General features: G+C 69.7%; 21 protein-coding genes. 4 read left to right on the top strand and 17 right to left on the bottom strand.

Features of this window, described 5'->3' with window-relative positions; genetic code table 11:
• Positions 1-18 precede the first annotated feature (18 nt).
• Genes ABZX12_RS41620 through ABZX12_RS41555 form a run of 14 tightly spaced genes read right to left on the bottom strand, consistent with a single transcriptional unit; the run spans position 19 to position 16,102 of the window.
• Positions 19-1,176 (bottom strand): glycosyltransferase, encoded by a 1,158-nt coding sequence (locus ABZX12_RS41620; protein WP_355701004.1) that lies wholly within the window; start codon positions 1,174-1,176, stop codon positions 19-21.
• Positions 1,177-3,810, bottom strand: coding sequence for a glycosyltransferase (locus tag ABZX12_RS41615; RefSeq protein WP_355701003.1), 2,634 nt, complete (start codon positions 3,808-3,810; stop codon positions 1,177-1,179).
• The gene (locus ABZX12_RS41610; protein WP_355701002.1) at positions 3,807-5,108 is read right to left on the bottom strand and encodes a nucleotide sugar dehydrogenase; all 1,302 of its coding nucleotides are present in this window, start codon (positions 5,106-5,108) and stop codon (positions 3,807-3,809) included. The genes ABZX12_RS41615 and ABZX12_RS41610 overlap by 4 nt, the downstream gene beginning before the upstream one ends.
• A gap of 25 nt (positions 5,109-5,133) precedes the next feature.
• Positions 5,134-6,342, bottom strand: a complete 1,209-nt coding sequence (locus ABZX12_RS41605; protein WP_355701001.1) for an acyltransferase — start codon at positions 6,340-6,342, stop codon at positions 5,134-5,136.
• A 4-nt stretch (positions 6,343-6,346) separates the two neighbouring features.
• On the bottom strand, positions 6,347-7,399 hold the full coding sequence (gene wecB, locus ABZX12_RS41600) for a UDP-N-acetylglucosamine 2-epimerase (non-hydrolyzing) (protein ID WP_355701000.1): 1,053 nt from the start codon (positions 7,397-7,399) through the stop codon (positions 6,347-6,349).
• A gap of 2 nt (positions 7,400-7,401) precedes the next feature.
• On the bottom strand, positions 7,402-8,403 hold the full coding sequence (locus ABZX12_RS41595) for a Gfo/Idh/MocA family oxidoreductase (RefSeq protein WP_131292813.1): 1,002 nt from the start codon (positions 8,401-8,403) through the stop codon (positions 7,402-7,404).
• A gap of 2 nt (positions 8,404-8,405) precedes the next feature.
• Positions 8,406-9,497 (bottom strand): DegT/DnrJ/EryC1/StrS family aminotransferase, encoded by a 1,092-nt coding sequence (locus ABZX12_RS41590; protein WP_355701085.1) that lies wholly within the window; start codon positions 9,495-9,497, stop codon positions 8,406-8,408.
• Complete coding sequence (locus tag ABZX12_RS41585) at positions 9,494-10,129, bottom strand: acyltransferase (RefSeq protein ID WP_355700999.1); 636 nt, start codon at positions 10,127-10,129, stop codon at positions 9,494-9,496. Before ABZX12_RS41585 ends, ABZX12_RS41590 begins: the two co-directional genes overlap by 4 nt.
• Positions 10,102-11,289, bottom strand: coding sequence for a hypothetical protein (locus ABZX12_RS41580; RefSeq protein ID WP_355700998.1), 1,188 nt, complete (start codon positions 11,287-11,289; stop codon positions 10,102-10,104). The genes ABZX12_RS41585 and ABZX12_RS41580 overlap by 28 nt, the downstream gene beginning before the upstream one ends.
• An 11-nt stretch (positions 11,290-11,300) precedes the next feature.
• Positions 11,301-12,017: a hypothetical protein gene (locus ABZX12_RS41575; protein WP_355700997.1), complete on the bottom strand. Its 717-nt coding sequence runs from the start codon at positions 12,015-12,017 to the stop codon at positions 11,301-11,303.
• Positions 12,014-13,336, bottom strand: coding sequence for a glycosyltransferase (locus tag ABZX12_RS41570; protein WP_355700996.1), 1,323 nt, complete (start codon positions 13,334-13,336; stop codon positions 12,014-12,016). Before ABZX12_RS41570 ends, ABZX12_RS41575 begins: the two co-directional genes overlap by 4 nt.
• The gene (locus tag ABZX12_RS41565) at positions 13,333-14,427 is read right to left on the bottom strand and encodes a glycosyltransferase (RefSeq protein WP_355700995.1); all 1,095 of its coding nucleotides are present in this window, start codon (positions 14,425-14,427) and stop codon (positions 13,333-13,335) included. Before ABZX12_RS41565 ends, ABZX12_RS41570 begins: the two co-directional genes overlap by 4 nt.
• 3 nt (positions 14,428-14,430) lie before the next feature.
• Positions 14,431-15,219 carry an ABC transporter ATP-binding protein gene (locus ABZX12_RS41560; protein WP_355700994.1) on the bottom strand — a complete coding sequence of 263 codons (789 nt, stop codon included), beginning with the start codon at positions 15,217-15,219 and terminating at the stop codon, positions 14,431-14,433.
• Between the two features lie 16 nt (positions 15,220-15,235).
• Positions 15,236-16,102: an ABC transporter permease gene (locus ABZX12_RS41555; RefSeq protein WP_355700993.1), complete on the bottom strand. Its 867-nt coding sequence runs from the start codon at positions 16,100-16,102 to the stop codon at positions 15,236-15,238.
• Between the two features lie 1,193 nt (positions 16,103-17,295).
• Here ABZX12_RS41555 and ABZX12_RS41550 point away from each other — a divergent pair.
• Positions 17,296-18,285: a helix-turn-helix domain-containing protein gene (locus tag ABZX12_RS41550; RefSeq protein ID WP_355700992.1), complete on the top strand. Its 990-nt coding sequence runs from the start codon at positions 17,296-17,298 to the stop codon at positions 18,283-18,285.
• A 137-nt stretch (positions 18,286-18,422) separates the two neighbouring features.
• On the opposite strand, the gene ABZX12_RS41545 is transcribed toward ABZX12_RS41550, so the two are convergent.
• Together ABZX12_RS41545 and ABZX12_RS41540 are read right to left on the bottom strand one after the other, a co-directional pair.
• Positions 18,423-19,520, bottom strand: a complete 1,098-nt coding sequence (locus ABZX12_RS41545) for an aspartate-semialdehyde dehydrogenase (protein WP_355700991.1) — start codon at positions 19,518-19,520, stop codon at positions 18,423-18,425.
• Between the two features lie 5 nt (positions 19,521-19,525).
• A complete protein-coding gene (locus ABZX12_RS41540; RefSeq protein ID WP_355700990.1) occupies positions 19,526-20,794 on the bottom strand; it encodes an aspartate kinase in 1,269 nt (422 codons plus the stop codon).
• A gap of 242 nt (positions 20,795-21,036) precedes the next feature.
• Here ABZX12_RS41540 and ABZX12_RS41535 point away from each other — a divergent pair, with 242 nt between their 5' ends.
• Both ABZX12_RS41535 and ABZX12_RS41530 read left to right on the top strand, forming a co-directional pair.
• Positions 21,037-21,357: a metalloregulator ArsR/SmtB family transcription factor gene (locus ABZX12_RS41535; RefSeq protein WP_355700989.1), complete on the top strand. Its 321-nt coding sequence runs from the start codon at positions 21,037-21,039 to the stop codon at positions 21,355-21,357.
• 58 nt (positions 21,358-21,415) lie between these two features.
• Positions 21,416-21,976 (top strand): dihydrofolate reductase family protein, encoded by a 561-nt coding sequence (locus tag ABZX12_RS41530; RefSeq protein WP_355700988.1) that lies wholly within the window; start codon positions 21,416-21,418, stop codon positions 21,974-21,976.
• Here the strand turns inward: ABZX12_RS41530 and ABZX12_RS41525 are convergent.
• Positions 21,859-23,070, bottom strand: coding sequence for an MFS transporter (locus ABZX12_RS41525; RefSeq protein WP_355700987.1), 1,212 nt, complete (start codon positions 23,068-23,070; stop codon positions 21,859-21,861). The two genes, ABZX12_RS41530 and ABZX12_RS41525, sit on opposite strands and share 118 nt — an antisense overlap.
• 87 nt (positions 23,071-23,157) lie before the next feature.
• Between ABZX12_RS41525 and dinB the strand changes: the two genes are divergently transcribed.
• Entirely contained in the window at positions 23,158-24,354 is a 1,197-nt protein-coding gene (gene dinB / locus ABZX12_RS41520) for a DNA polymerase IV (protein ID WP_355700986.1), read from the top strand.
• Positions 24,355-24,409: the final 55 nt, after the last annotated feature.

The following is a 24,409-nucleotide window of genomic DNA, read 5'->3' as shown; positions in this document are numbered from 1 at the left end:
GTGCGGGTGCGGGCGGCGTCAGCCGGCGAGGTCGGTGTAGGCGGCGACCAGGGTGGCGGCGTCGTGTTCCCAGTTGAGTTCTGCGGCGGCCGAGCGGACGCCGTCGGTGTAGGTGGTGTAGTTGTCGATGACCGAGCGGACGGCGGTGGCCAGGGACTGCGGGTTTCCGGGCTCGTAGAGGCCGCCGAGTTTGTACTGGGTGACGACGGCGCGGAGCTCGGGGAGGTCTGCGGCGACGACCGGGACGCCGGCGCGGACGGCGTGGAAGAGTTTGTTGGGCAGGGCCAGGCGGTGGTTCTCGCAGGTGTTGGTCAACGTCACCAGCGAGATGCCGTACGAGCGCAGCGTGTCGTCGACCTCGTCGATCGAGCGCTCCGGCACGGTCTCGACAGGGCCCAGGTCCAAGCGGTAGTTGGGATCGACGGACCCCATCAGCACCGTGCGGAAGGGCGCCAGCTCGCGGGCGGCCGCGACAACGGTCGGCAGGTCCCGCCCGGCGCCGACGCGTCCGGCGTACAGCAGGCCTTCAGGCTGCGCGGGAGCAGCCGGTACGTCGTCCGCGCGCGGGAACGTGTTCCGTACGACGCGCACGTCCGTCAGGCCCCGCGACCGCAGCCGTGCCGCGATCCCGTCCGACACGGTGAGCACGACTCGTGCGCGCGACGCCAAGGCAACCTCGTATCGCCGCCCACGCGCACGCCACAACGGCGTCGGCCGACCCGGTAGTGCCCGGTCGAACCACAGCTCGTGGCTGTCGTACACCAGCGCCGCAGACCATCGCGAGGCATACTCCGCGGCGAGCTCCAGCGTGTTGAAGTCGTGCGCGTGCACCACGTCGACCGGACCGGCCGCAGCGACCAAGGGCGCCGCGGCGGTCCGCCACTGCTTCTCGGTGCGGTTGCGGTGCTCGGGCAGCAGCAACCAGCGCCCGAACCGCTTCGCCAGCACCTTCGGACCGGTGTGCCCGTGCCCGACCGTCAGCCCGCCGTTCCCGGTCCGGAGACCGGACGAGCGGGAGACCGACGCCACCGTGATCCCGGGGCCTACCTCGAAGCCTTCCGGAACGTCGCGGCCGATCACGTGCAGCGTGTGACCGGCCGCGGCGAGCGCCGTCGCCTCCCGCAGGATCCGCGAGTCCCCGGCGATCGGGGACTGCGCGATCATCAGAATCCGCACTTACTCGCTCTCGTGCTCGGCGTTGTCGAGGGTGAGCTCGTTGTTCAGGAACGGCAGCAGCACCTCGACCGACTTCCGCCCGTCGTGCAGGTCGCGGACGAACGACGGCCCCGCGTCGGCGATCTTGCGGGCGGTGTCGCGCTCGGCGACCAGCCGCTCGATCACCTCCGTCAGGTCGTCCGGCGTCGCCTCGGCGATCGGCAGGTCGGTCGGCAGCAGGTCCCGGACCGGGTCCGCGATGTGCCCGACAGTGACCCGGCCGGCCGCCATCGCCTCGCACGCGAACACGCCGTACGAACCGAGCAGCAACTGGTCGACCACGATGTCGGCGCTCTTCACCATCTCGGCGAGCTCCGCATGCGGCACACCCTGGACGCGGTTGTACTTGATCAGCCCGCGCGCATCCAGGTCGGTGAGCACCGGGTCGACGTACGCCGAGCCCTTCAGCGCGGACGCCGACGGCGCGTGCAGCACCACCGGGACCTCACGCTCGAGCACCGGCTGGGTCGACACGAAGCCCTCGACGTCGACGGCCAGCGGCAACCAGATGCCGTTGTCGACGAACTCGAGCAGGTCCGGGGTGGTGACGAAGACCGGCCCCTGGTAGCCCTCGAGGTGGTGCCGCATCAGGTTGTTCGCGGCCTGCAGACGCACCGTCAGCTCGTCGTCCGGGTTGCGGAACGGCGAGTAGCGGTACTGCTCGCGGTGCTGGGCGGGATCGCGGATCTCCGACCCGTGGAACACCAGGCCGTGCTTGATGCCGGCCTGATCGAGCATCGGGACGTCGGTCGTCCACATCTGCCCGCGCTGCTGACCGAACATCGGCCTGCCGGCCTCGAACAGCACGTGGGTGACCTCGCGCAACGCGTACGCCGTGAGCTCCAGCTGCCAGCGCAGATCCGACCGGTACTGGCGGTAGGTGCCCGTGCGGTGCACGCGGAAGTCGAACGCCCCGCTGCCCGTGGTGAGCGACTCCGCCTTGATGTCCGGAACCTCGCGCTCCAGCGCGGTCGCCCACAACCACGCCTGGCCGGCACTGTTGACCGGTCCGAGCAGCAGGTGCCGCCCGGTCTTCGTGATCTTGCCGCCCGGCCGGGTGATCTCGAGCTGCCGCCCGGTCAGCTCGCCGTACAGCGCGCGCAGCTTGGCCGCCTGCCCGGCCCAGGACACCTCCTGCTGGTACGCCGGATCGGCGACCCGCTCGCGGTAGGCATCCAGGTCGCCGAGCACCGTCCGGACCTTCGACGCCAGGTCGTGCGCGTCGGCCGCGGTGAAAACCTCGCCGATCCGGGTGCGATCGACGAACTCCTTCATGCTCGGCATGTCGCTGACCACCACCGGCAGCCCGGCGAAGGCGTACTCGAACAGCTTGTTCGGCAGCGCCATCTCGTGGCTCGGGTAGCGCAGGATCGGGATCAGCCCGACGTCCGCGGTGCGCAGGAACGCGACCACCTCGTCCGGCTTCACCGGGTCCAGGCAGTGCAGACGGTCCTGCACCTCCAGCTGCACGGCCTGCGCCTGCAGCTCACGAACAGCGTCCGTCGCCACACCAGGCACGCACACGACGGCCAGATGCGCGTCCGGCAGGTCCACGAGCGCCTGGACGGCGGTGTGGATGCCGCGCGCCCGCGTGACGCCGCCGCTGTAGACGAGAAGCGGTACGTCGGAGGCGAGGCCGATCTGGCTGCGAATGTCGGACACCTCGACCGACACGTCGGCAGGGTTCGGCGTGTTCATCACCACGGTCGGCTCGTCGCGCAGCTTGTGCTCGCGCTGCAAGCGGGTCGCGATCGCCGGGCTGACGGTGATCACCCGGTCCGCCTGACCGATGTACTCCCGCTCGTGGTTGGCCCAGGCCGCGATCGACCGCCGGGTGCGGGCGCCGTACTGCGAGAGGCCGGCGACGTACTCGTGCGCGTCGTACACGACCTTCAGGGAGCGGCCGCGGAGCTTGGCCCGGCCGGCGGCGCGGGTCGCGACGCCGATCACGTGCATGTCGTGCGCGTGCACGACGTCCGGCTCCAGGCGGTCGATCAGGTCACCGAAGGCGATCTCCAGGTCGAGCGCCTCCGGGTGCAGCTTGCGCCACGGCGCCGGCCACGGCAGCCGGTGCAGCACCCCGTCGTACGCCCGCCAACTGAACTTGAACGGGATGTCGGCCTTGTTGCCGACGCCCTTGCGCACCCAGGTCGCCCGCTCGGCGGCCTTCCAGCGGGCGCGGCGGACGAGCCGGGTGGCGACGCCGGCCTTGAACTTGAGCGGATTCCCCTGGCCCGCCTTGGCCCGCGCGATCGCGTGCCCGGAGTCGGCCTTGAGCTCCTTGAGCTCGGCCGCGATCCGCTGGCTGCGCGCCACGTAGGACGTGCGGTACCGGTACCCCACCAGCGGCGGCCGCCAGTTGCGGCGCGCCGTACGGCTTCGTTTCCGTTCCTCACGCAGTGCGAAAGGCACCGCCACCCGGACGATCAGCGCACCGTCGAGCATCTCCCTCGACGGGAGGCCGCTGGCCGAGACCCCGAGCACAGTCACCTCTGCTCCGGTCTCGGCCAGTGCTGCGGCCTCCTTGCGGACCCGGCTGTCGTTGGTGACGTCGTTGGCGACCATCATCACGACCCGCAGGCCGGCATCTGTCACTGGCTGACCGACCTTCCGATCACAATCCTCCGCACGCCCGCCCACTTGGCCGCGTCGGTGCGGTCCCGGCCGTCGACGAGCACCTTGACACCCGGCAGGTCCGCCGGGCCCAGCTGCGCGTACTCCGCGTGGTCCGCCTGCAGCACTGCCGCGTCCACCGGCGCACCCAGGGTGTACGGCGTGAAGCCGAGACCCTTGAGCTCGTCGTCGGTGTACATCGGGTCGTGCACGGACACCTCCGCGCCGCGCGCCTTCAGCGCCTCCACGGCCGGGAAGACCCCGGAGAACGCCGTCTCCTTGACACCACCACGGTACGACGCGCCGAGCACGACGACCTTCGCGCCCTTGAGGTCGCCGAACGCGCCTTCGAGCAGACCGATCGTGTAGTCGGGCATGCCGGCGTTGGCCTCGCGGGCGGCCCGGACGACGGTCGCGTCGGGGTCGGTGTACAGGTACAGCCGCGGGTAGACCGGGATGCAGTGCCCGCCGACTGCGATACCCGGCCGGTGGATGTGGCTGTACGGCTGCGAGTTCGACGCCTCGATGACGGCGTGCACGTCGATGCCGTTCTGGCCGGCGAACCGGGCGAACTGGTTCGCCAGGCCGATGTTCACGTCGCGGTAGGTGGTCTCGGCCAGCTTCGCCAGCTCGGCCGCCTCGGCCGAGCCCAGGTCCCAGACGCCGTTCGCGCGCTCCAGGTCCGGGCGCTCGTCGAAGTCCAGCACGGCCTCGTAGAACGCAGTGGCGCGCTTGGCGCCCTCCTCGGACAGGCCGCCGACCAGCTTCGGGTACTTGCGCAGGTCCGCGAAGACCCGGCCGGTGAGCACCCGCTCCGGCGAGAACACCAGGTGGAAGTCGGTGCCCTCGGTCAGGCCGGAGATCTCCTCGATCATCGGCTTCCAGCGGCCGCGGGTGGTGCCGACCGGAAGGGTGGTCTCGTAGCTGACCAGGGTCCCCGGAGTGAGGTGCTCGGCCAGCGAACGGGTCGCGTTCTCCATCCAGCCGAACTCGGGCTGACCGGTCTGCTCGTCCACGAACAGCGGCACGACCACGACGACCGCGTCGCTGTTCGGGATCGCGTCCGCGTAGTCCGTGGTCGCCCGCAGGCGGCCGTCGGCCACGGTCTCGGAGAGCAGCTCCTGCAGGTGGGCCTCACCCGGGAACGGCTCCTGGCCGGCGTTCACCAGCTCGACGAACTTCTCGTTGATGTCGACGCCGACGACCTGATGGCCCTTGGCCGCGAACTGGACCGCCAGCGGCAGTCCGATCTTGCCTAAGGCAACTACACTGACACGCACAGCAACTCCACTAGGTAGTGATTCTTCATCGGGGGCCTCGGAGCTTCCGTTCCAGCGGGTGCTCGACGAACTCGTAGAGCAGCGCCGAGGCGACGATCGAGAGGGCGCAGACACCGGCGTACCAGGTCAGGTTGGACCAGCCGACCGGGCCGGCGATCCCGTGGTACTCCTTGATCGCATACATGATCGTGGCGTGCACCAGGTAGAACGCGTACGACCACTGGCCGAGCTTGACGAGCGGCTTGCTGCGCAGCAGCGACCGGCCGCCGCGCATGTCGCGGGCGGCGACTGCGAGGATCAGGAAGCCGTACAGCAGGGTGAGGAACTCCTTCTGGCACAGCCCCATGGTGATCGCGCCCGGGACCTTTGCCGGGTGCAAGCCGGAGTAATAGAGCAGGTACAGGCCGCCGCCGGTGACCAGGAACGCGAACCACACCGGGATCCGCGGCTTCCAGCCGGAGCGCAGCGCGATCGCCAGGCCGATGCCGAACAGGAACGCCACCGAGTGCAGGACCGGCTGCGGCAGCACCGGTACGGCGTCCTTGTAGTGGAACAGCGCCAGCCGGTACGCACCGCCCGCGACGACCACGGTGACGCACAACAGCAGGCCGCCGACGGTCTTCAGCTTCTGCGTGGCCCGCCAGACGAACGGGAAGTACGCGTAGAAGAACGCCTCCACCGACAGCGTCCAGCCTGCCGGGTTGCCGCCGTACAGGATCGTCGGGTTGTTCGACCAGCCCTGCAGCAGGAACGCCGACAGCACCAGCACGGTCATCGAGACCGGCTTGATCCAGGACATCCCGGCCGGCGGCTCGAAGCGGTAGAAGACGAAGATCGCCGCGACCAGTGTGACGAAGTACAGCGGGAAGATCCGCGCGAAGCGGCGCCGGTAGAACGTGCTGATCTTCGTGCCCGGCCGTGACGACCAGGTGAGCACGAACCCGGACAGCACGAAGAAGAACGTGACGCCGGACGTACCGTACTTCAGGAATTTCCAGACCGGCAGCGGCGCCAACTGGGTCATGTGGTGGCAGAACACGAAGAAGGCCGCCCACCAGCGCAAACCGGTGAGCGACTCGACTCGTGGCAGCCTTCCGCGGGGGTCGCTCGGCGGTGCGCCGGCCTCCCCCGGGAAGGCACTGACCGGCGCGCCGGGAGGTGGGGTCCCGACATCGGCCGACCCAGGGGCGTCCTGGGTCGGCGGTGTCTGGTTCTCTTCGGCGGCCTTTGTCATGTGGTTACTCCGCGAGAGTGGCGACGACACGCTCCGCAGCGTGCCCGTCGCCGTACGGCATCGGGCGGTCCCCCGTGGGCGCCGGCCGGGCGGCCAACTGGGGCAGCTTACTCACGTCGGATGTCAACACGTTCCATCCGTCGTCCAGCGTCTCGACCCACTCGGTCTCGGTGCGCAGCGTGGTGCACACCCGGCCGAGCAGGAAGGCCTCCTTCTGCAGGCCTCCGGAGTCGGTCACCACACCCGCCGAACCGAGCACGGCCTGGACCATCTCGGGGTAGGCCAGCGGCTCGCGGACGTGCAGCGAACCGTCGGGGCGCTCGAGCTTGATGCCGTGCTCGGCGCACTTCGCGACCAGGCGCGGGTGGGCGAGCAGCAGCACCGGCGTACCGGTCGCGGCGAGACCGTCGACGATCGCGGCCAGCCGCTCCGGGTCGTCGGTGTTCTCGGCCCGGTGGATCGTCGAGACGACGTACTCACCGCGCTTGAACGGCCCGCCGAGCTCGTTGTCCTTGACCGCGTCGCGGACCCGGAAGCACACGTCCGTCATGACGTCGCCGACCAGCCGCGACTTGCCCGCCAGACCTTCGGTGGCCAGATGGTCCATCGCCACCTGGGTCGGGGCCAGCAGCAGGTCCGCGGCGTGGTCGGTGAGCACCCGGTTGTGCTCCTCAGGCATCAGCCGGTTGAACGAGCGCAGCCCGGCCTCCAGGTGCGCGACCGGCAGGTGCATCTTCACCGCGGACAGCGCGCCGGCGAGCGTCGAGTTGGTGTCGCCGTACACCAGCACCCAGTCGGGCTTGTGCTCGTCCAGGACGGCGTCCATCGCGGCCAGCATCGCGCCGGTCTGGACACCGTGGCTGCCGGACCCGACGCCCAGGTGGACGTCCGGGTCCGGGATCCGCAGGTCGGCGAAGAACACGTCGGACATGTTCTTGTCGTAGTGCTGCCCGGTGTGCACGATCACGTGCTGGTGGTCGGTAGTGGCAAACGCCTCCGCGACCGGCGCCAGCTTCACGAACTGCGGGCGGGCACCGACAACGCTCAGAACCTTCATGACTACAGGGTCTCCCCGGCGACAGCGACAGTCCGGTCCTCGGTCGCCGACTGCAGAACGGCCTCGGCCACCCGAACGGTGGTCAGACCCTGCTGCAGCGTGACGATGTCGGCCTCCTTGCCGAGCACCGCGTCGCGGAACTGCTCGTGCTCGGTCTTCAGCGGCTCGGGCTTGCTGATCGCGTACCGGACCATGTCGCCCTCGCTGACGCCGCGGAAGTGCGCGACGTCGTCCCACGCGGTCTGCACGGTGCCGTTGGCGTGGAACGTCAGGTCGGCGGTCAGGGTGTCGGCGATGAACGCGCCCTTCTCACCGGTCACGACGGTGAGCCGCTCCTTCATCGGGGACAGCCAGTTGACCAGGTGGCTGGTGACGGTGCCGTTGGCCAGCTTGCCGGTCACCGCGATCAGGTCCTCATACTGCCGGCCGGACTTGTGGGCGCTCTGCGCGGCCACCGTCACGAACGGAGACTGCGTCACCCACGCGGTCAGGTCGATGTCGTGGGTGGCCAGGTCGAGCACCACGCCGACGTCGGCGATCCGGGCCGGGAACGGGCCCTGGCGGCGGGTGGTGATCTGGTAGATGTCGCCCAGCTCGCCCGCCTCCAGCCGCACCCGCAGCGCCTGCAGCGCCGGGTTGTACCGCTCGATGTGGCCGACGGCGCCGACCAGGCCGGCCGCCTCGAACGCCTTCGCGATCTCGGTCGCCTCGGCCGAGGACCCGGCCAGCGGCTTCTCGATCATCGCGTGCACGCCGGCCTCGGCCAGCGCCTTCGCGATCTCGGCGTGGTACTGCGTCGGCACCGCGACCATGCAGTAGTCGATCTTCTCGGCGATCAACTGCTCGATGTTCTCGTGCACCGGACGACCGCCGGCGACGCCGAACTTGTCACCGCCCGGGTCGGCGACCGCGACCAGGTCGACGCCCTCGAGGGACGCCAGCACCCGGGCGTGGTGCCGCCCCATCATGCCCAGGCCGATCAGGCCCGCACGCAGGTTCGCCATGCTCACGCACCCGCCTTCGCCACGGTGTTCACCGCGGCCACGATCCGGTTCAGGTCTTCCTCGGACAGCGAGGGGTGGACCGGCAGCGAGAGCACCTCGGCCGCGGCCTTCTCGGTCTCCGGCAGGTCCAGCTCACGCTGGAACGAGGGGAGCCGGTGGTTCGGGATCGGGTAGTAGACGCCGCAGCCGACGCCGTACTCGGTCCGCAGCGCGTTCGCGAAGCCGTCGCGGTCCTCGGTCACGCGGATCGTGTACTGGTGGTACACGTGGCTGGCCTCGGCCGCCACCGCCGGGACACCGACGCCCTGCAGGTTCGCGTCCAGGAAGGCCGCGTTCTCCTGCCGCTGCTTGGTCCAGCCGCCGACCTTGGTGAGCTGCACGCGGCCGATCGCGGCGTGCAGGTCGGTCATCCGGTTGTTCAGGCCGACGACCTCGTTCTCGTACTGCTTGAGCATGCCCTGGTTGCGGAACAGCCGCATCCGGCGCTCGAGGTCGGCGTTCGCGACCGAGTTCATACCGCCCTCACCGGACGTCATGTTCTTCGTCGGGTACAGGCTGAACATCGCGAACTCACCGAAGGTACCGACCGGCGCGCCGTTCCAGGTGGCGCCGTGGGCCTGCGCGGCGTCCTCGTAGATCTGGATGCCGTGCTTGTCGGCGATCTCCTGCAGGGCGGTCATGTTCGCCGGGTGACCGAACAGGTGCACCGGCATGACGGCCTTGGTCTTCTCGGTGATCGCGGCCTCGACGGCCTTCGGGTCCAAGCAGAAGTACGTCGGCTCGATGTCGGCGAACACCGGGGTGGCGCCGGTCAGCGCGACGCTGTTCGCGGTCGCGGCGAAGGTGAAGGACGGGACGATGACCTCGTCGCCCGGACCGACACCCGCGGCCAGCAGGCCCAGGTGCAGACCCGAGGTGCCCGAGTTGGTCGCGACGCACGCCCGGCCGGAGACCAGCGCTGCGCCGAACTCCTGCTCGAACGCCGCAACCTCGGGGCCCTGCGCCAGCATCCCGGACTGCATGACCCGGTCGACGGCTTCGCGCTCCTCCTTCCCGATGATCGGCTTCGCGGCCGGAATCGGCTGCACCATCAGTTCTCCTCCTGGTTTTCTCCGGCCGGCCGGAGCCGTCCGTCGGTTTCGATGTACATCTCGCCCGTGTTCGGGCACTTCCACTCGCCGTTCCCGACGTCGAGCAGCGGCACCCCGGCCTTGCCGACCCACTTGAGCCGGCGCGCCGGGACCCCGGCGACCAGCGCGAAGTCTGGCACGTCCTTGGTCACCACCGCACCCGCGGCGACCGTGGCCCAGCGGCCGATGGTGACCGGCGCCACGCACACGCTGCGCGCTCCGAGCGAGCAGCCTTCCTTCATCGTCACCCCGACCGGTTCCCAGTCGTGCCCGCTCTTCGGCGACCCGTCCGGGTTCACCGCGCGCGGGAAGTAGTCGTTGGTGAGCACCACCGCCGGGCCGATGAACACGCCGTCCTCGAGGGACGCGGGCTCGTACACCAGCGCGTAGTTCTGGATCTTGCAGTTGTCGCCCATTCGGACCCCGGTCCCGACGTAGGCGCCGCGGCCGACGATGCAGTTCTCGCCGAGGACCGCGTTCTCGCGGATCTGGGCCAGGTGCCACACCGACGAACCGTCGCCGATCTGGGCGCTGTCGTCGACGTCGGCGGATGGCGCGATGCGGGCCGTCACAGGGTCTCCTTCTTGGTGAGCCAACTACTCAGTACTTCGGCCGAGCGGCGTCCGTCGTGCAACTCCGCCACGAACTCCGGGCCGGCGGCCGCCCGCTCGGCGGCGGCGTCACGATCCGCGATCAGACCGCTGACGACGTCACCCAGGGTGTCGGGATCCGCCTCCACGATCGGCACCTCTCGCCCGGCCAGACTACGCACCCGGTGGCGCACGGCGTCACCGACGTACGAAACCACGATGCGCCCGGCGGCCAGGGCCTCCGCGGCCGCCACGCCGTACAGGCCGATCCGAAGCTGGTCGACCACGATGTCGGCGTCGCCGATCACGCTCGGCATCCGCTCGTGCGGTACGCCGGTGATCCGCCGGTACTCGATCTGCCCACTCTCGTGCAGCCGGGTGAGTACGGCGTCGATCTCCTGCGTGCCTTTGAGTTTCGCGTTCGACGGGACGTGCGCGACGACCGGCTTCGCGCCCGCGAACAGCGGCTGCGCGGCCTGCTGCCAGGGCGCCGGGTCGATCGCGACCGGCAGCCAGGTGGCATCAGGTACGTCGTCCAGCAGGTCGACCGTGGACACGAAGACCGGGAGTTGCAGCGACGCGACCAGCTCGGCGTGCCGGCGGGCCTGCGGCTCGAGGCGCTCGGTCAGCTCGTCGCCAGGTGTGAACGGCGACCAGCGCTCGCGCTTCGCGTGCCGGCTCGGCAGCCGGATGTCGGAGCCGTGGAACAGCAGTGAAACGTTGATGCCGCGCGCGACCATCGCCTCGATGTCGGCGGACGCGTCCGAGTAGCCGCGGGCGCCGAACAGCGGACGCAGCGACTCGACCATCACATGCGTGTAGTTCTCGACGACGTACTTCTGCTGGGCGCGCTGCCAGCGCGGCTGGCCGAACCACGCCAGCGGGACGCCGTAGTCGCTCTTGAACGCGAACTGGCCCTTGCGGTGCAGGGCGAACGAGACGGCGTCGACGTCCGGCAGAGTCCTCGCGGCCTGGGACCAGGCGTGCCCCTGACCGGCGGAGTTGGTCGGTCCGACCAGCATCCGCACCGGCGTCGTGGCCACCGGCGGGAACGCCGGCAGCTGCGCGTACGAGTACCGCAAGCCGCGCAGGCGCCGCCGGACCGCTCCCGCGGTCCGGGCCAACGGCGCCGGCAGGTGCTCGCGGATCGCACGCGTCACCGTCACTGTGTCACCCATTACGTAGTCGGGGCCTTCATCATGTCGAGCTCGCGGCGGGCGGCCGGCAGACCCAGCACCACCGGGGTGCTGGCCTTGCGCTGGCCGAGGTTCCAGCCGGCCCAGATCGCGCCGGCGTCCAGTGCGATCACGACGTCGGCCTGGTCGATGGTCGCCAGCACGTCGCGACGGCTGAGCACCCGCTCCCAGTAGGTCTTGCCGAGATCCTTGTTGGCGCGGTTCCCGCTCAGGAACTTCACCGGCGCGGAGGTCTTGATTGCCTTCGGCAACATCCGGCCCGCCACCTTGCGCGCCCTCCGGGCCCGCCACTCGACAGCCTTCACCACCCGCTTGGCCCCGGTCGGCCGCGGCTTCGCCGCAGCAGGCGGAGGCGTGGTGGACGCCGCGCCGGCGGCGGCGACCTCGGCGGCGGCCGGGGCGACCTCGGCCTCGTCGGCGACGACGGCCTCGGGGGCTGCGACTGCTTCCGGCGCGATGACGGCGTCCGGGGCGGCGTCGGTCGGCTCCGCGGCCGGCTCGGGCTCGGGGGCCGGCTGGGCCGGCATCCGGCCGGGGCCGATCAGCGTGAACGTGTTGACCTTGTCGGCCACCCACGCCGACGGCGCGACCCAGCCGACGACGTCGATGGTGATGTTCTGGTCGCCGAGGTCCTCGCGGACCTGGTCGAAGTACGTCGGCGGCAGCCGCCGCGTCGACAGCAGGACGACGTTGCTCATGCGACTGCTCCCTTCACACTCGCGGCGAGCGACTCGATCCGCGGATCCAGCTGCAGGTCCCGCCGGTACGACGCACCGAACTCGCGCGCCTTCGCCCGGATCCCCTCGTCCGCGGTCCGCGCCGCGTGCGCCGCCTCGATCAGCGCCGCCGCGATCGCCTCCGGCGTCACGTCCGCGACCGGGAACCACAGCGGGTGCCCCCGCAGGACGTCGGAGGCGGCGTTCTCCGGGTCGTGCACCGACACCACCGGCAGCCCGGTCGCGAGGTACTCGAACACCTTGCCGCTGGTCACGTACCGCCCCTTGCCCAGCATCAGCAACTGCACGTCGAACTCGTCGTACGCCTTGGCGATCTCGGCCTTGCCGACCGGGCCCTCGTAGCTGACACCGGCGTCGGCGGCGCCGTTGATCGTCGCGAGCATGTCGGCCCGCGGCTGCGCGTAGTACCCGAGGTAGCCGTGGATCTTCGCCTTGGCGCCGGCGAGCTCCTCGGACTGCTCCTTGGCGAGCTGCCAGCCCTGCACGAACTCCGTGAGCGGCACCTTCGGCGACACCGTGCCGACGTACCCGAAGACGAGCGGCCGGTCGGTGACCGCGCCGCGGTCCTGGGTGTCCGGCACTAGGTCCGGGTCGAAGCCGTTGGCGACGGTGTGCATCTTGCCGGCGTGCGCCGGGTAGAGCTTCTCGTGCCAGTCCTTGATCGGGTCGTTGACGAACCAGACCTCGCGAGCGGACTCGACGAGCTTCTTCTCCCACTTGGCCGCACGACTGTTCGGCTCGTGCAGCCGGTCGCCGGTGAAGACGTCCAGCAGCCAGGCGTCGCGGTAGTCCATGACGTACGGCACCTGGAACTTCTTGTGCAGGTGGTACGCCGCGGTGAACGCGACGTGCGGGTTCGCGGTGGCGACCGTGAGGTCGACCTTGTGCGCCTTGTGGATCTGCTCGGCGGCCTTCTCGATCACCGAGCGCCAGGGCCCGTACCCGCTCTCCGGGAACGGGATCTGGTCCTGCTTGGTGCGCCACTTGCTCCACAGCTTCGGGTTCTGCGCCCGGCGCTTGGACCACTTGCGCAGGTCGGCCTCGAGGATCGGCCATTCGAACGGGACCCGGACGACCTCGACGGACGGGTCGACCCGCTCCTCGAGGGTCAGGTCCGCGCCGGTGAAGCGGAAGAACGTGTCGCGGTCGGCCGTCAGCACGGTCACCTTCCAGCCGAGCGCGGCGAACCGGTTGGCCGTGGCCAGGGCCCGGTAGACACCGCCGCCACGGCAGGGCGGGAAGCCCCAGGCGACGTACAACAGGTGTGGGCGGTCGGTCATGCAGTTCCTCTTAAGAGATTGAGAATCGCGTCGGCCAGGTCGTCATAGGGCGTGTTCGTGGGCAGATGGTCGGCCGCCCATTGCAGCGCGTGGTCGCGCAGCTTCTCCAGCTCCCCGGGATCCGCGGACCAGCGCCGCAGGGTCTCGGACGCCTCCGCCACCGAGTCCACCAGTACTCCGCCACCGGACTCCTCGATCACCTTCGACTGCCGGGGCAGCCGGGTGGACAGCACGGGAAGGCCGCTGGCGAGGTACTCGTAGATCTTGGACGGCATCGCTTCCACGAACGCCGGAGTCGGTTGCAGCATCGCCAGGCCCGTCCAGGCGCCGTGCGCGATCCGCCAGGCATCGGCGGGCGGCTGGCGCCCGTGCAGCCGGACCCGGCCGTCCAGGTCGGGCTGCGTGATCCGGGCCTCGAGCCGGTCCCGGTCCGCCTGCGCGACCGGGCCGACCAGGTCGAGAGACCACTCCGGCGCCGCGGCGACGGTCTCGACCATGTCGAACAGACCCCGGCTGGCGCGCAGGTCCCCGACGTACACTGCGCGCGGCGTGCCGATCGGCGGGGACGGGGCCAGGAAGCCGTGGTCCGGGAGGTTCTGCACCACCAGGCGGTGCTTCGCCTGGTGCGGCGCGAGGTGCGAGTCGGCGACCACCGTGAGATCGGCGCCCGCGGCGAGCTTCGACCCGGCGCGGACGATCAGCCGGGCCGGCAGCCCGGCCGGGCCCTGCGCCCAGGCGCGATCGGCGAGCAGCCGCTCGTAGTCCTCGTGCACGTCGACGACGAACTTGCGCCGCCGCATCGTGGTGACCAGGCGGGTGACCGGGATCATGTCCGGGTCGACCGTCATCACCACCTTGGCCTTGGTCCGCCAGGGCAGTACGGCGGTCCGCGCCAGCCGCTGCACCATGTTGCCGCGCGGCCCGGCGTGCACGACCGCGCCGGCCGGTCCGCCCTCGGCATCACCGAGGCCCCACAGCTCGACCGTGAGGTCGCGGTGCTGCAGGGCCGCGGTGATCTTGTGCAGGCGCGCATCGGCCACGTCGTGGCCGGTCGTGATGATCCCCACGTCCGGCGCGGTGCTGCGTGACATTGGTCAGAGGTCCTCGAGTGAGACAGCTTCTGCTTCGCCGACCTGCAGGAACTTCGTGTAGGCCTGGATGACCTCGTTGGGCTCGCCGCGCATCATCAGCTTGCCCTTGTGCAGCCAGATGCAGTCGTTGCACAGCTCGCGGACGCTGCTCATCGCGTGGCTGACCAGGAACATGGTCCGGCTGTTGGTGACCAGCTCGGTCATCTTCGCCGCGGCCTTGGTCTTGAACGACGCGTCGCCGGCGGACAGCGCCTCGTCGATCAGCAGGATGTCGGGGTCCATGTGCACCGCGACGGAGAACGCCAGCCGGCTGAACATGCCGGACGAGTACGTCCGCATCGGCATCTCCATGAAGTCGCCGAGCTCGGCGAAGTCGGCGATCTCCTCGTACTTCGCCTCGATCTCCTTGCGGCTCAGACCGGACGCGAGACCGCCGAGCACGACGTTCTCCCGGCCGGACAGTGCGGCGTTGAAGCCGACGCCCAGGGCCAGCAGCGTGGACACCCGGCCGTGCACCTCGATCCGGCCCGACGTCGGCGGCAGGATGCCGGCGATCGACCGCATCAGCGTCGACTTGCCGGCGCCGTTCGCGCCGATGATGCCGATCGTGGTGCCGTGGTCGACGTCGAAGGACACGTTCTGGACGGCCTTGACCTCGCGCACCGCGCGCTCGCCGCGGCCGAGCCGCACGATCGCGCTCTTGAACGTCGGCACCCGCTCGAACGTGGTCCGGTAGGTGATCGAGACGTCCTGCACCTTGACGGCCGGAATGCCCGTCGGGGTCTTCTGCATGGGCTTCTTCTCGGTCTCAGAGACGGACAACGAACTCACGCTCCCTCGACATGAAGAACAACGAGCCGACCACGAAGGCCAGCAGCGCCCAGAACCCGGCACCGGCCCACATCTGCCACTTCGGGATGTCGCCGCGGACCAGCAGGTCGGTCCAGCCGCCGATCAGCGAGTAGAGCGGGTTGTACTGGATGAAGCCCTTGAACTTCGCCGGGGCCTGCTCGGCGAACCACAGCACCGGCGACAGGTACAGCCAGATCCGCACGAAGTACGGCAGGAAGCTGGTGGTGTCGCGGAAGTAGACCTGCAGGGCCGCGAAGATCATGCCCATGCCGGCGGCGAACACCGTCAGCATGATCAGGAACGCCGGGGCCAGCAGCATCTGCCACTTCAGCGGCTGCCGCATCGCGACGTGGATGATCAGGTACACCGCGAGGGTCGGCAGGAAGCGGAAGAACGCCGTCCTGACCGCCGACAGCGGCAGCAGCATCCGCGGGAACGACATGTTCATCAGCAGCTTGCCGCCGCCGACCACGCTCGCCGCACCGGCCGTCATCGCACCGGAGAAGTAATAGAAAGCGAAGAGACCGCCGCACATGTGCGCGAACCGCTCGGCCGCGTCCACCTTGGCACTGCCGCCGGCGATGATGTCGACCAGCAGGTAGTACACCGCGGCCAGCAGCAGCGGGTTCAGGACCAGCCACACCTGTCCGAAGAAGGTGTTCGTGTTGGCCGCCCGGATGTTCGTCCGGGACATCTCCGCCGCGAACTCCCGCCGCTGCCACAGCGCCTTGAAGTACGGGCGCAGTGCCGGCAGTCCGACCTTGTGTGGTTCGTACACGTGCACCGACGGGTTGAACTCCTCGTCGACGCTAGTCGCGTTCATTCAGGCGATGCCTCTCTCTGCCGGAAAGTTGGATCCACACTGGCCGATCACCTGGGTTTCGGCGGTTGCCGCCCGGGGTACGGCGACGTGCCACGCGGACCGGGAAGCAGAGTAGCGGATCGGCACGGACGCCGACGACACAGCGGTCCTCCTTAGTGAGCAACGACGTACGGACGGCTACCAAACGTCGTACCCCGCTGCGTCCACAACACCTGCGTCGTCCTTCGCCGATCGTTATCCGGAATATACATTTGACAGCCAGCGACGACCAAAACGCCTTCCAGGCAAGAGGTCTCGGCGGGACCCTCTTTGGTCAGATCGCCGTCAATTCACGATGTACGACGCCAGCCACCCGCGCCAGGTTGGCGTGACCTGTCCCACCAGGACAGAAAGGTCACCGATGAGACCCCAGGAAGTGCCCTCCGGCGGCGGACGTGTCACGCAACAGCACGTCCGCCCTCCCCATGGACAGCCTCACCATCCACGGAGTTCCCGTCGGCACCTCCCGGGGTTCCACCGTCGATCCGGTCCGGTGCCCGCGGTGGGCGGATGCGGACACGTCCGGATCGATCGGCACGATGACCAGGGCGGCGGTCATCGCACCTAGGCCTTGCCGGGAGGGAAGCCCTTCAGTCCGTCCCCAGAGCTGCTGCGTACGCCGGCAGGTGCGCGCAGCAGGTGTGGGGGCGGACCGGAGACCGGAGAAGGACAGCGCACGCCGGGAAACCCGGGCGCTGGGGACGGCAGCCACGACGCGAGGGGCGGCGGTACACGGCGGAACCGGTCGCATCGGGCACTCCTCCTCATCGGCCTCACGATTGGAGATGCCACAGTTTGTACACCCTCCGGCACAGCGGGTGATGGCACGGAAGTGCGAGGGCACCGATGCGCCGGGATCGAGACCCAACCGAAACAGGCTCCGCTGACGGGACAGCCAACTCGGGCCAGAATTGGAACAGCAGCCCGGCGGCGCTCAGGTGGTCCGTCGCCGGGCTGCTGGACCTCAATTCTCGCTCACGACTGCGCGGAAATGGTGGCCAGATGGTGACACGGCACAAGAATGCTGACAGGACAACAAATATCGCTGCGTGTTTACGCGTCGACACGGACCGTGCCGACGGCGCTGGAACGCCCCGTCTACGCTGGAGGGGCGGTTGCGGACGGTGACAGCAGTCGGAAGGGAGGGCGGCGTTGTGAGCGCAGCGGACACGGAGCGTGTCGGTCATCTGAGGGTGCTCGGGCTCAACGACGACGAGATCAGGGTCTACCAGCATCTGCTGCGGACCGGCCCGTCGTCGATCACCGAGCTGGACGACGCGGTTCCCGACCGGGAGCGTTCGATCGACTCCGCCCTCGGCGGACTCGTGCAGGCCGGCCTGGCCCGTCGGTCCGGCTCGGACCACTCCCGGTACCTGCCGGTCCCGCCGGACGCGGGTCTGGAGGCGATGACGCTGCGCCGCGAGTCCGAGCTCAAGCAGGCCCGGATCGAGGTCCTGAACGCGTACGACGAGTTCCGCCGGACCGTGCACAACGAGTCGACGACGCACCTGATCGAGGTGGTCACCGGCAGCGCGATCGTCGAGCGGATCCACCAGATCAAGGGCGGCGTCCAGCGCGAGATCCTGGCGATCGACTCCCCGCCGTACTACATCGGCGGCCCGAACCAGGAGGAGATCGACCAGCTCAAGCGGGGCGTCTCGTACCGGGTCGTGTACTCGCCGGAGTCGGTCGAGGTGCCCGGCTACCTGACCGAGAACATCCTCCCGTGCGTGGAGGCGGGTGAGCAGGCGCGGGTACTGCCCGACGTACCGGCGAAGCTGACGATCATCGACGGCTCGATCGCGTTCGTGTCGATGTCGGCGCGCGACACCGACGTGAACCGGTCGCTGCTGATCATCCGGCCGAGCAGCCTGCTGACCGCCCTGATCGGCATGTTCGAGCTGTGCTGGCGCAACGCGCTGCCGCTGCACGCGTCGGTCGGCGCGGAGGACGACCGCCTGGAGCCGATCGAGCGCCGCCTGCTCGCCCTGCTGGCCACCGGCGCCGCGGACGACACGATCGCCCGCACGCTGGGCATCAGCCGCCGCACCTTCTTCCGGTACCTGGAGCGCCTCATGAACCGCACCGGCGCCAGCACCCGCTTCCAACTGGCCCTCCACGCCGCCCGCGAAAACTGGCTGTAACCCCAGCCCCGCAGCTGTTCCCGTCTCAGGGGTCAACCCCGCAGCGCGTGGGTTGACCCCCGGGTTTCCGGCGGCCGAACCCACCAACTACGGGGTTGACCCCTGAGACGTCGTCAGGCGTGAGGGGCCGGGCGCGGTCAGGCCTCGGCCGGGATGAACTCCTTGGCGACGACCTCGGCGATCTGGGCGGTGTTCAGCGCCGCGCCCTTACGCAGGTTGTCGCCGCACACGAACAGCTCCAGCGCGTTCGGGTCGTCGAGCGACTTGCGGACCCGCCCGACCCAGGTCGGGTCGGTGCCGACGACATCGGCCGGCGTCGGGAACTCGCCCTCGGCCGGGTTGTCGAAGAGCAGCACGCCGGGGGCATCCCGCAGGACCTCACGGGCGCCGTCGGCGTCGACCTCCTGGACGAACCGGGCGTGCACCGACAGCGAGTGCGTCGTGACGACCGGGACCCGCACACAGGTCGCGGACACCTTCAGGTCCGGCAGGCCGAGGATCTTGCGGGACTCGTTGCGGACCTTCAGCTCCTCCGACGACCAGCCGTCGTCCTTGAGCGATCCGGCCCACGGTACGACGTTCAGCGCCAGCGGAGCCGGGAACGGACCGAGGTCGTTGCCGACCAGCCGCCGCACGTCACCAGGCGTGCTGCCCAGCTCGCGATTCCCGGCGACCTTGGTGAGCTGGTCGTAGAGCGCGTCGATCCCGGACTGCCCGGCACCGGACGCGGCCTGGTACGACGCCACCACGAGCTGTTCGAGCTCGTAGCGGTGGTGCAGCGCGCCCATCGCGACGATCATCGACAGCGTCGTGCAGTTCGGGTTGGAGATGATGCCCTTCGGCCGGTTCCGGGCCGCCTCGGCGTTCACCTCCGGGACCACCAGCGGCACGTCCGGGTCCATCCGGAACGCGCCCGAGTTGTCCACCACGACAGCGCCCTTGGCGGCCGCGATCGGCGCCCAGTGCGCCGACACCTCGTCCGGTACGTCGAACATCGCGACGTCGATCCCGTCGAAGGCGTCCTCGCTGAGCGCGATCACCTCGACCTCCTCGCCGCGGACCTGCAACAGCTTGCCCGCGGAGCGCTCGGAGGCGATCAGCCGGATCTCTCCCCAGACGTTCTGCCTGGTCGAGAGCAGGGTCAGCATCACCGTCCCGACGGCCCCGGTCGCACCGACCACCGCCAGGGAAGGCAGGCCCTTCCGGTCCTCGATCGTGTTCTCCACAGCGCTCACAGGGGTCACCGTCCAGTTCCTCCGTACACGACAGCCTGGGTGTGCTCGTCGTCCAGATCGAATGCGGTGTGCGCCGCGGTCACGGCGGCGTCCACCAGGTTCTCGTCCACGACCACCGAGATCCGGATCTCCGAGGTGGAGATCATCTCGATGTTCACGCCGGCGTCGGCGAGCGCGGAGAAGAACTTCGCGGAAACGCCCGGGTGCGAGCGCATTCCGACTCCGACGACGGAGACCTTTCCGATCTGGTCGTCGTACAGCAACTGCTCGTAGCCCACCTCGTCCTTCATCCGCGCCAGCGCGGACATCGCCCGGGCGCCGTCGGCGCGCGGCAGCGTGAACGAGATGTCGGTCCGGTTGGTGGCGACCGCCGACACGTTCTGCACGATCATGTCGATGTTCGTGTCGGCACCGGCGACCGTCTCGAAGATCCGGGCCGCCTCACCCGGCTTGTCGGGCACGCCGACCACCGTGATCTTGGCCTCGCCGCGGTCGTGGGCCACGCCGGAGATGATCGCCTGTTCCATCTGATCCAGTTCCTTCGCATCGACGACCCAGGTGCCTTCCTTCTGCGAGAAGGAGGAACGCACGTGGACGGGGACGTTGTAACGGCGCGCGTACTCGACGCAGCGCAGGTGCAGCACCTTGGCGCCGCAGGCGGCCATCTCGAGCATCTCCTCGTAGGAGATCCTCGAGATCTGCTTGGCGGCCGGCACGATCCGCGGGTCCGCGGTGAAGATGCCGTCCACGTCGGTGTAGATCTCGCAGTAGTCGGCCTGCAACGCGGCGGCCAGCGCGACCGCGGTGGTGTCGGAGGCGCCACGGCCCATCGTGGTGATGTCCTTGGTGTCCTGCGCGACGCCCTGGAACCCGGCCACGATCGCGATGTGGCCCTCGCCGAGCGCCTCCTCGATCCGGCCCGGCGTGATGTCGATGATCCGCGCGTTGCCGTGCGCGGACGTGGTGATCACGCCGGCCTGCGAGCCGGTGAAGCTGCGTGCCTCGTAGCCGAGGTTCGCGATCGCCATCGCCAGCAGCGCGGCCGAGATCCGCTCACCCGAGGTGAGCAGCATGTCGAGCTCGCGCGGCGGCGGCAGCGGAGAGACCTGCTGGGCCAGGTCCATCAGTTCGTCGGTGGTGTCTCCCATCGCTGAGATGACGACCACCACGTCGTTCCCGGCCTTCTTCGTCGCGACGATCCGTTGGGCCACGCGCTTGATGCAATCGGCGTCGGCGACCGAAGAACCGCCGTACTTGTGTACGACGCGTCCCACAGTGTTTCTCCTCAAACCACTGGTTGCGGTACGCCGTGCGGCGTTGCACCAGGCGTAGTCGATCGCCTCATTCTAGCCGTGACCTGACCGTTGCCTACCGCCTGACCAGCACCTGACCAGCACCCGGGCCGGCCGTCCGGCCGATCGCGACCCCGGCCGGAAGGTTCCCCGGCCGGGGTCGGCCAAGGCCGGAAACCGTCCGGCCACTTGTTCATATAAGTCATCACTGAAATACTTGCCCGGTGCACGCGTTCGACATCCTCGGCGATCCGGTCCGGCGCCGGATCCTGGAGCTGCTGGCCGACGGCGAGCTCCCGGCGGGCAGCATCGCCGGGACGATCGGCGCCGAGTTCGGCATCAGCCAGCCGGCCGTCTCACAGCATCTGCGGGTGCTGCGCGACAACGGCTTCGCCACCGTGACCGTCGACGGGACCCGCAGGCTGTACGCCGTGGACCCCGAGCCGCTGCGCGAGATCGACAGCTGGCTCGACCGGTACCGCGGGTTCTGGACCAACCGGCTCGACGCGCTCGAGACCGAGCTGCAGCGCGGCCGCCGGACATAACCTTCGCGGCACCGGCTGCATCTGACCTGGTATGCGAAACATCGTGGCCAGGTTGTGCATGTCCGAGGACGGCGTCGTCGAGCGGCCGGAGCAGTGGCTGGCACAACCGGCCCTGGGACAGCTGTTGCCGTCAGGCGGGACGCTGCTGTTCGGCCGCCGTACCTTCGAGCGGTACGCCGGTACGCTCGGCGGTCTCGAGCACACCCGGAACCTCGTGATCGGATCACACCCCGTCGTCGCCCGCGCGGACACCGAGATGCTGCAGGGCGACACGCGCCGGGTGCTGACCGCACTGAAGTCCGTTCCGGGCGAGGACCTGCAGTTGATCGGCAGCCTGATGCTGGTGCGCTCGCTGCTGCGGTGGCGCCTGATCGACGAGATCTCCCTGCTGATCCACCCGGTCGCCGCGGGCCGGGGCATGATCCTCGACCGGCGGCACCTGCACCTGATCTCGATGTGCGCCCGCGACGGCGGCGTCCTCGAGGTGAACTACCGCATGCGTTACGCCGCGACCGCCGCACCCTCGACGGCACTGGTGTCCACCGGCCGGTGGGGCGGAACGCGGAGCAAGGACAAGGTCGCGAGCACACCGAGACCGGCCGCCAGGACCCACGCGTAGCGCACGCCGAACGCCTCCACCACGGCCCCCGCGACGGCCGAGCCGACCGCGGAGCCGACCATGCCGCCGCTCTGCGCCCAGCCGAAGATCTCGGTGTGCGCGGAGTTCGGCGTCAACTCACCGATGCGCTCGTACACGGCCGCGATCGTCGGCGCGATCAGGCAGCCGGCCGCGAACATCATGATCGCCAGCGCGACCACGGACGACGTCACGAAGACACAGGCCGTGACGAGGACCGTGAGGGACAGCATCCGCCGCCAGACGTACGACTCCCGGCCGCCGGGCAGGGCGCCGTTGACGATGCCGCCGGTCACGCTGCCGATCGCGGCGACCATCTCGAGGACGCCCGCGATCAGGCGGTTCCCGTGCTGGTCGGCGACCGCGACCATGCCGAGCGACATCGCGGCGAACCCCATCACGAGGCACGCCCAGGCGACCAGCAACGCCGTACGGTGCTGGTGGAACAGGAGTTGCCGCGCGGTCGGCCGCGGCTCGGCGTTCTCGTCGTGGTGGACGCCCGGGCGCTGGTTCAGCCCGAACCACCAGATACTCGCGGCCGCTGTGACGGCACAGGCCAGCAGGCCCGCGCGGGGACTGGCGAAGCTGACGATCACCGCGCCGGACATCGGGCCGATGACGAACAGCAACTCCTGCGCGGTCGCGTCCAGCGAGTAGACCGCCCGGAGCCGCGAGCCGTGCACGATCCGCGGCCAGTTGGCCCGCAGCGCCGAGGTGACCGGCGCCACGCAGACGCCCGCGACGACCGCGGCGACCGGCAGCAGCCGGTACCAGCTGTACGGCAGTAACGCGACGACGGCCATCGACGCGCCCCAGGCCATCCCGGTGCCGATCACGACCTTGCGCGCGCCCTTGCGGTCCGCCATCCGGGACCAGACGACGCTCGCGACCGCGGTACCGATCGAGTAGGCGCCTGCCACCACGCCGGCCCAGCCGAAGTTGCCGGCGGCGTCCTTGGCCAGGAAGGCGAGCGGGACCATCGTCGCCAGCACCGGCAACCGCGCGATCAAGGCGGAGGCGAGCAACGCCATCACGCCCTGGGTCTTCCAGAGGTCGCGGTACGCGGTCAGGTCCATGGGGCTCATTCTTTCCTGACATCGATGTCTGCCGCGTCGGGAATTCTCCCTATCTGTTTTGTCCGCGGTCTATGCGAACATGTGTTCGTGTCGTCGTCCGGCGGGGCCACCATCCTGCATGCCGACCTGGACGCGTTCTACGCGTCGGTCGAGCAGCGCGACGACCCGCGCCTGCGCGGCCGCCCGGTGATCGTCGGCGCCGGCGTCGTGCTCGCCTGCAGCTACGAGGCCAAGGCCTTCGGCGTCCGGACCGCGATGAACGGCGGGCAGGCCCTGCGCCGCTGCCCGGGCGCGATCGTGGTCGAGCCGAGGATGTCGGCGTACTCCGAGGCCAGCAAGGCCGTGTTCAAGGTCTTCGAGGACACCACGCCGCTGGTCGAGGGGCTGTCGATCGACGAGGCGTTCCTCGACGTCGGAGGATTGCGCAAGATCCGCGGCACGCCGGTGGAGATCGCGGCGAGGTTGCGCGCCGAGGTGCTGTCGCGGGTCGGGCTGCCGATCACCGTCGGCGTGGCGCGCACGAAATTCCTGGCGAAGGTCGCGAGCGGCGTCGCCAAGCCGAACGGCCTGCTCGAGGTCGCACCGGACCGCGAGCTGGACTTCCTGCATCCGCTGGACGTTTCGCGGCTGTGGGGTGTCGGCGAGGTGACGGCGGAGAAGCTGCGGAACCGCGGGCTGACCAAGGTCGGCGACGTCGCGATGCTGCCCGAGGCGGCGCTGATCGCGATGCTCGGCCGGGCGTCCGGGCGGCACCTGCACGCGCTCGCGCACAACCGGGACCCGCGGCCGATCGAGGTCGGCCGCCGGCGGCGCTCGATCGGGTCCCAACGGGCGCTGGGCCGTTCCCCGAAGTCACCCGCGACGCTGGACGCCGTGCTCGCGGGTCTCGTCGACCGCGTCACCCGGCGGATGCGATCCGCCGGGCGCTCCGGCCGGACGGTGACGTTGCGGCTGCGATTCGACGACTTCACCCGCGCCACCCGGTCACATACGTTGCCTCAAGCAACAGATCAGACGCGGGCGATCCTGGTCACCGCCCGCGCGCTGCTGCGCACGGCACAGCCGCTGATCACGGCGCAGGGCCTCACCATGATCGGCATCTCGGTCGGCAACCTGGAGAACGAGGCCGCCCTGCAACTGGCCCTCCCGTTCGACAAGGCCGCCAACAACGAGCTCGACAACGCGCTCGATCAGGTCAAGGACAAGTTCGGCACCAACGCCATCACCCGCGGCATCCTGCTCGGCAAGTCCCAGGGCCTCGAGATGCCGATGCTGCCCGACTAGTGATCCAGCGCCGTAGTGAGGTGGTGCCGAGTGCCGCGCAGTAGGCGATGGATGA

The sequence above is a fragment of the Kribbella sp. NPDC003505 genome (assembly GCF_040610875.1).
Taxonomy (GTDB): Bacteria; Actinomycetota; Actinomycetes; order Propionibacteriales; family Kribbellaceae; genus Kribbella.
This window is presented reverse-complemented; position numbering and strand designations above follow the sequence as displayed.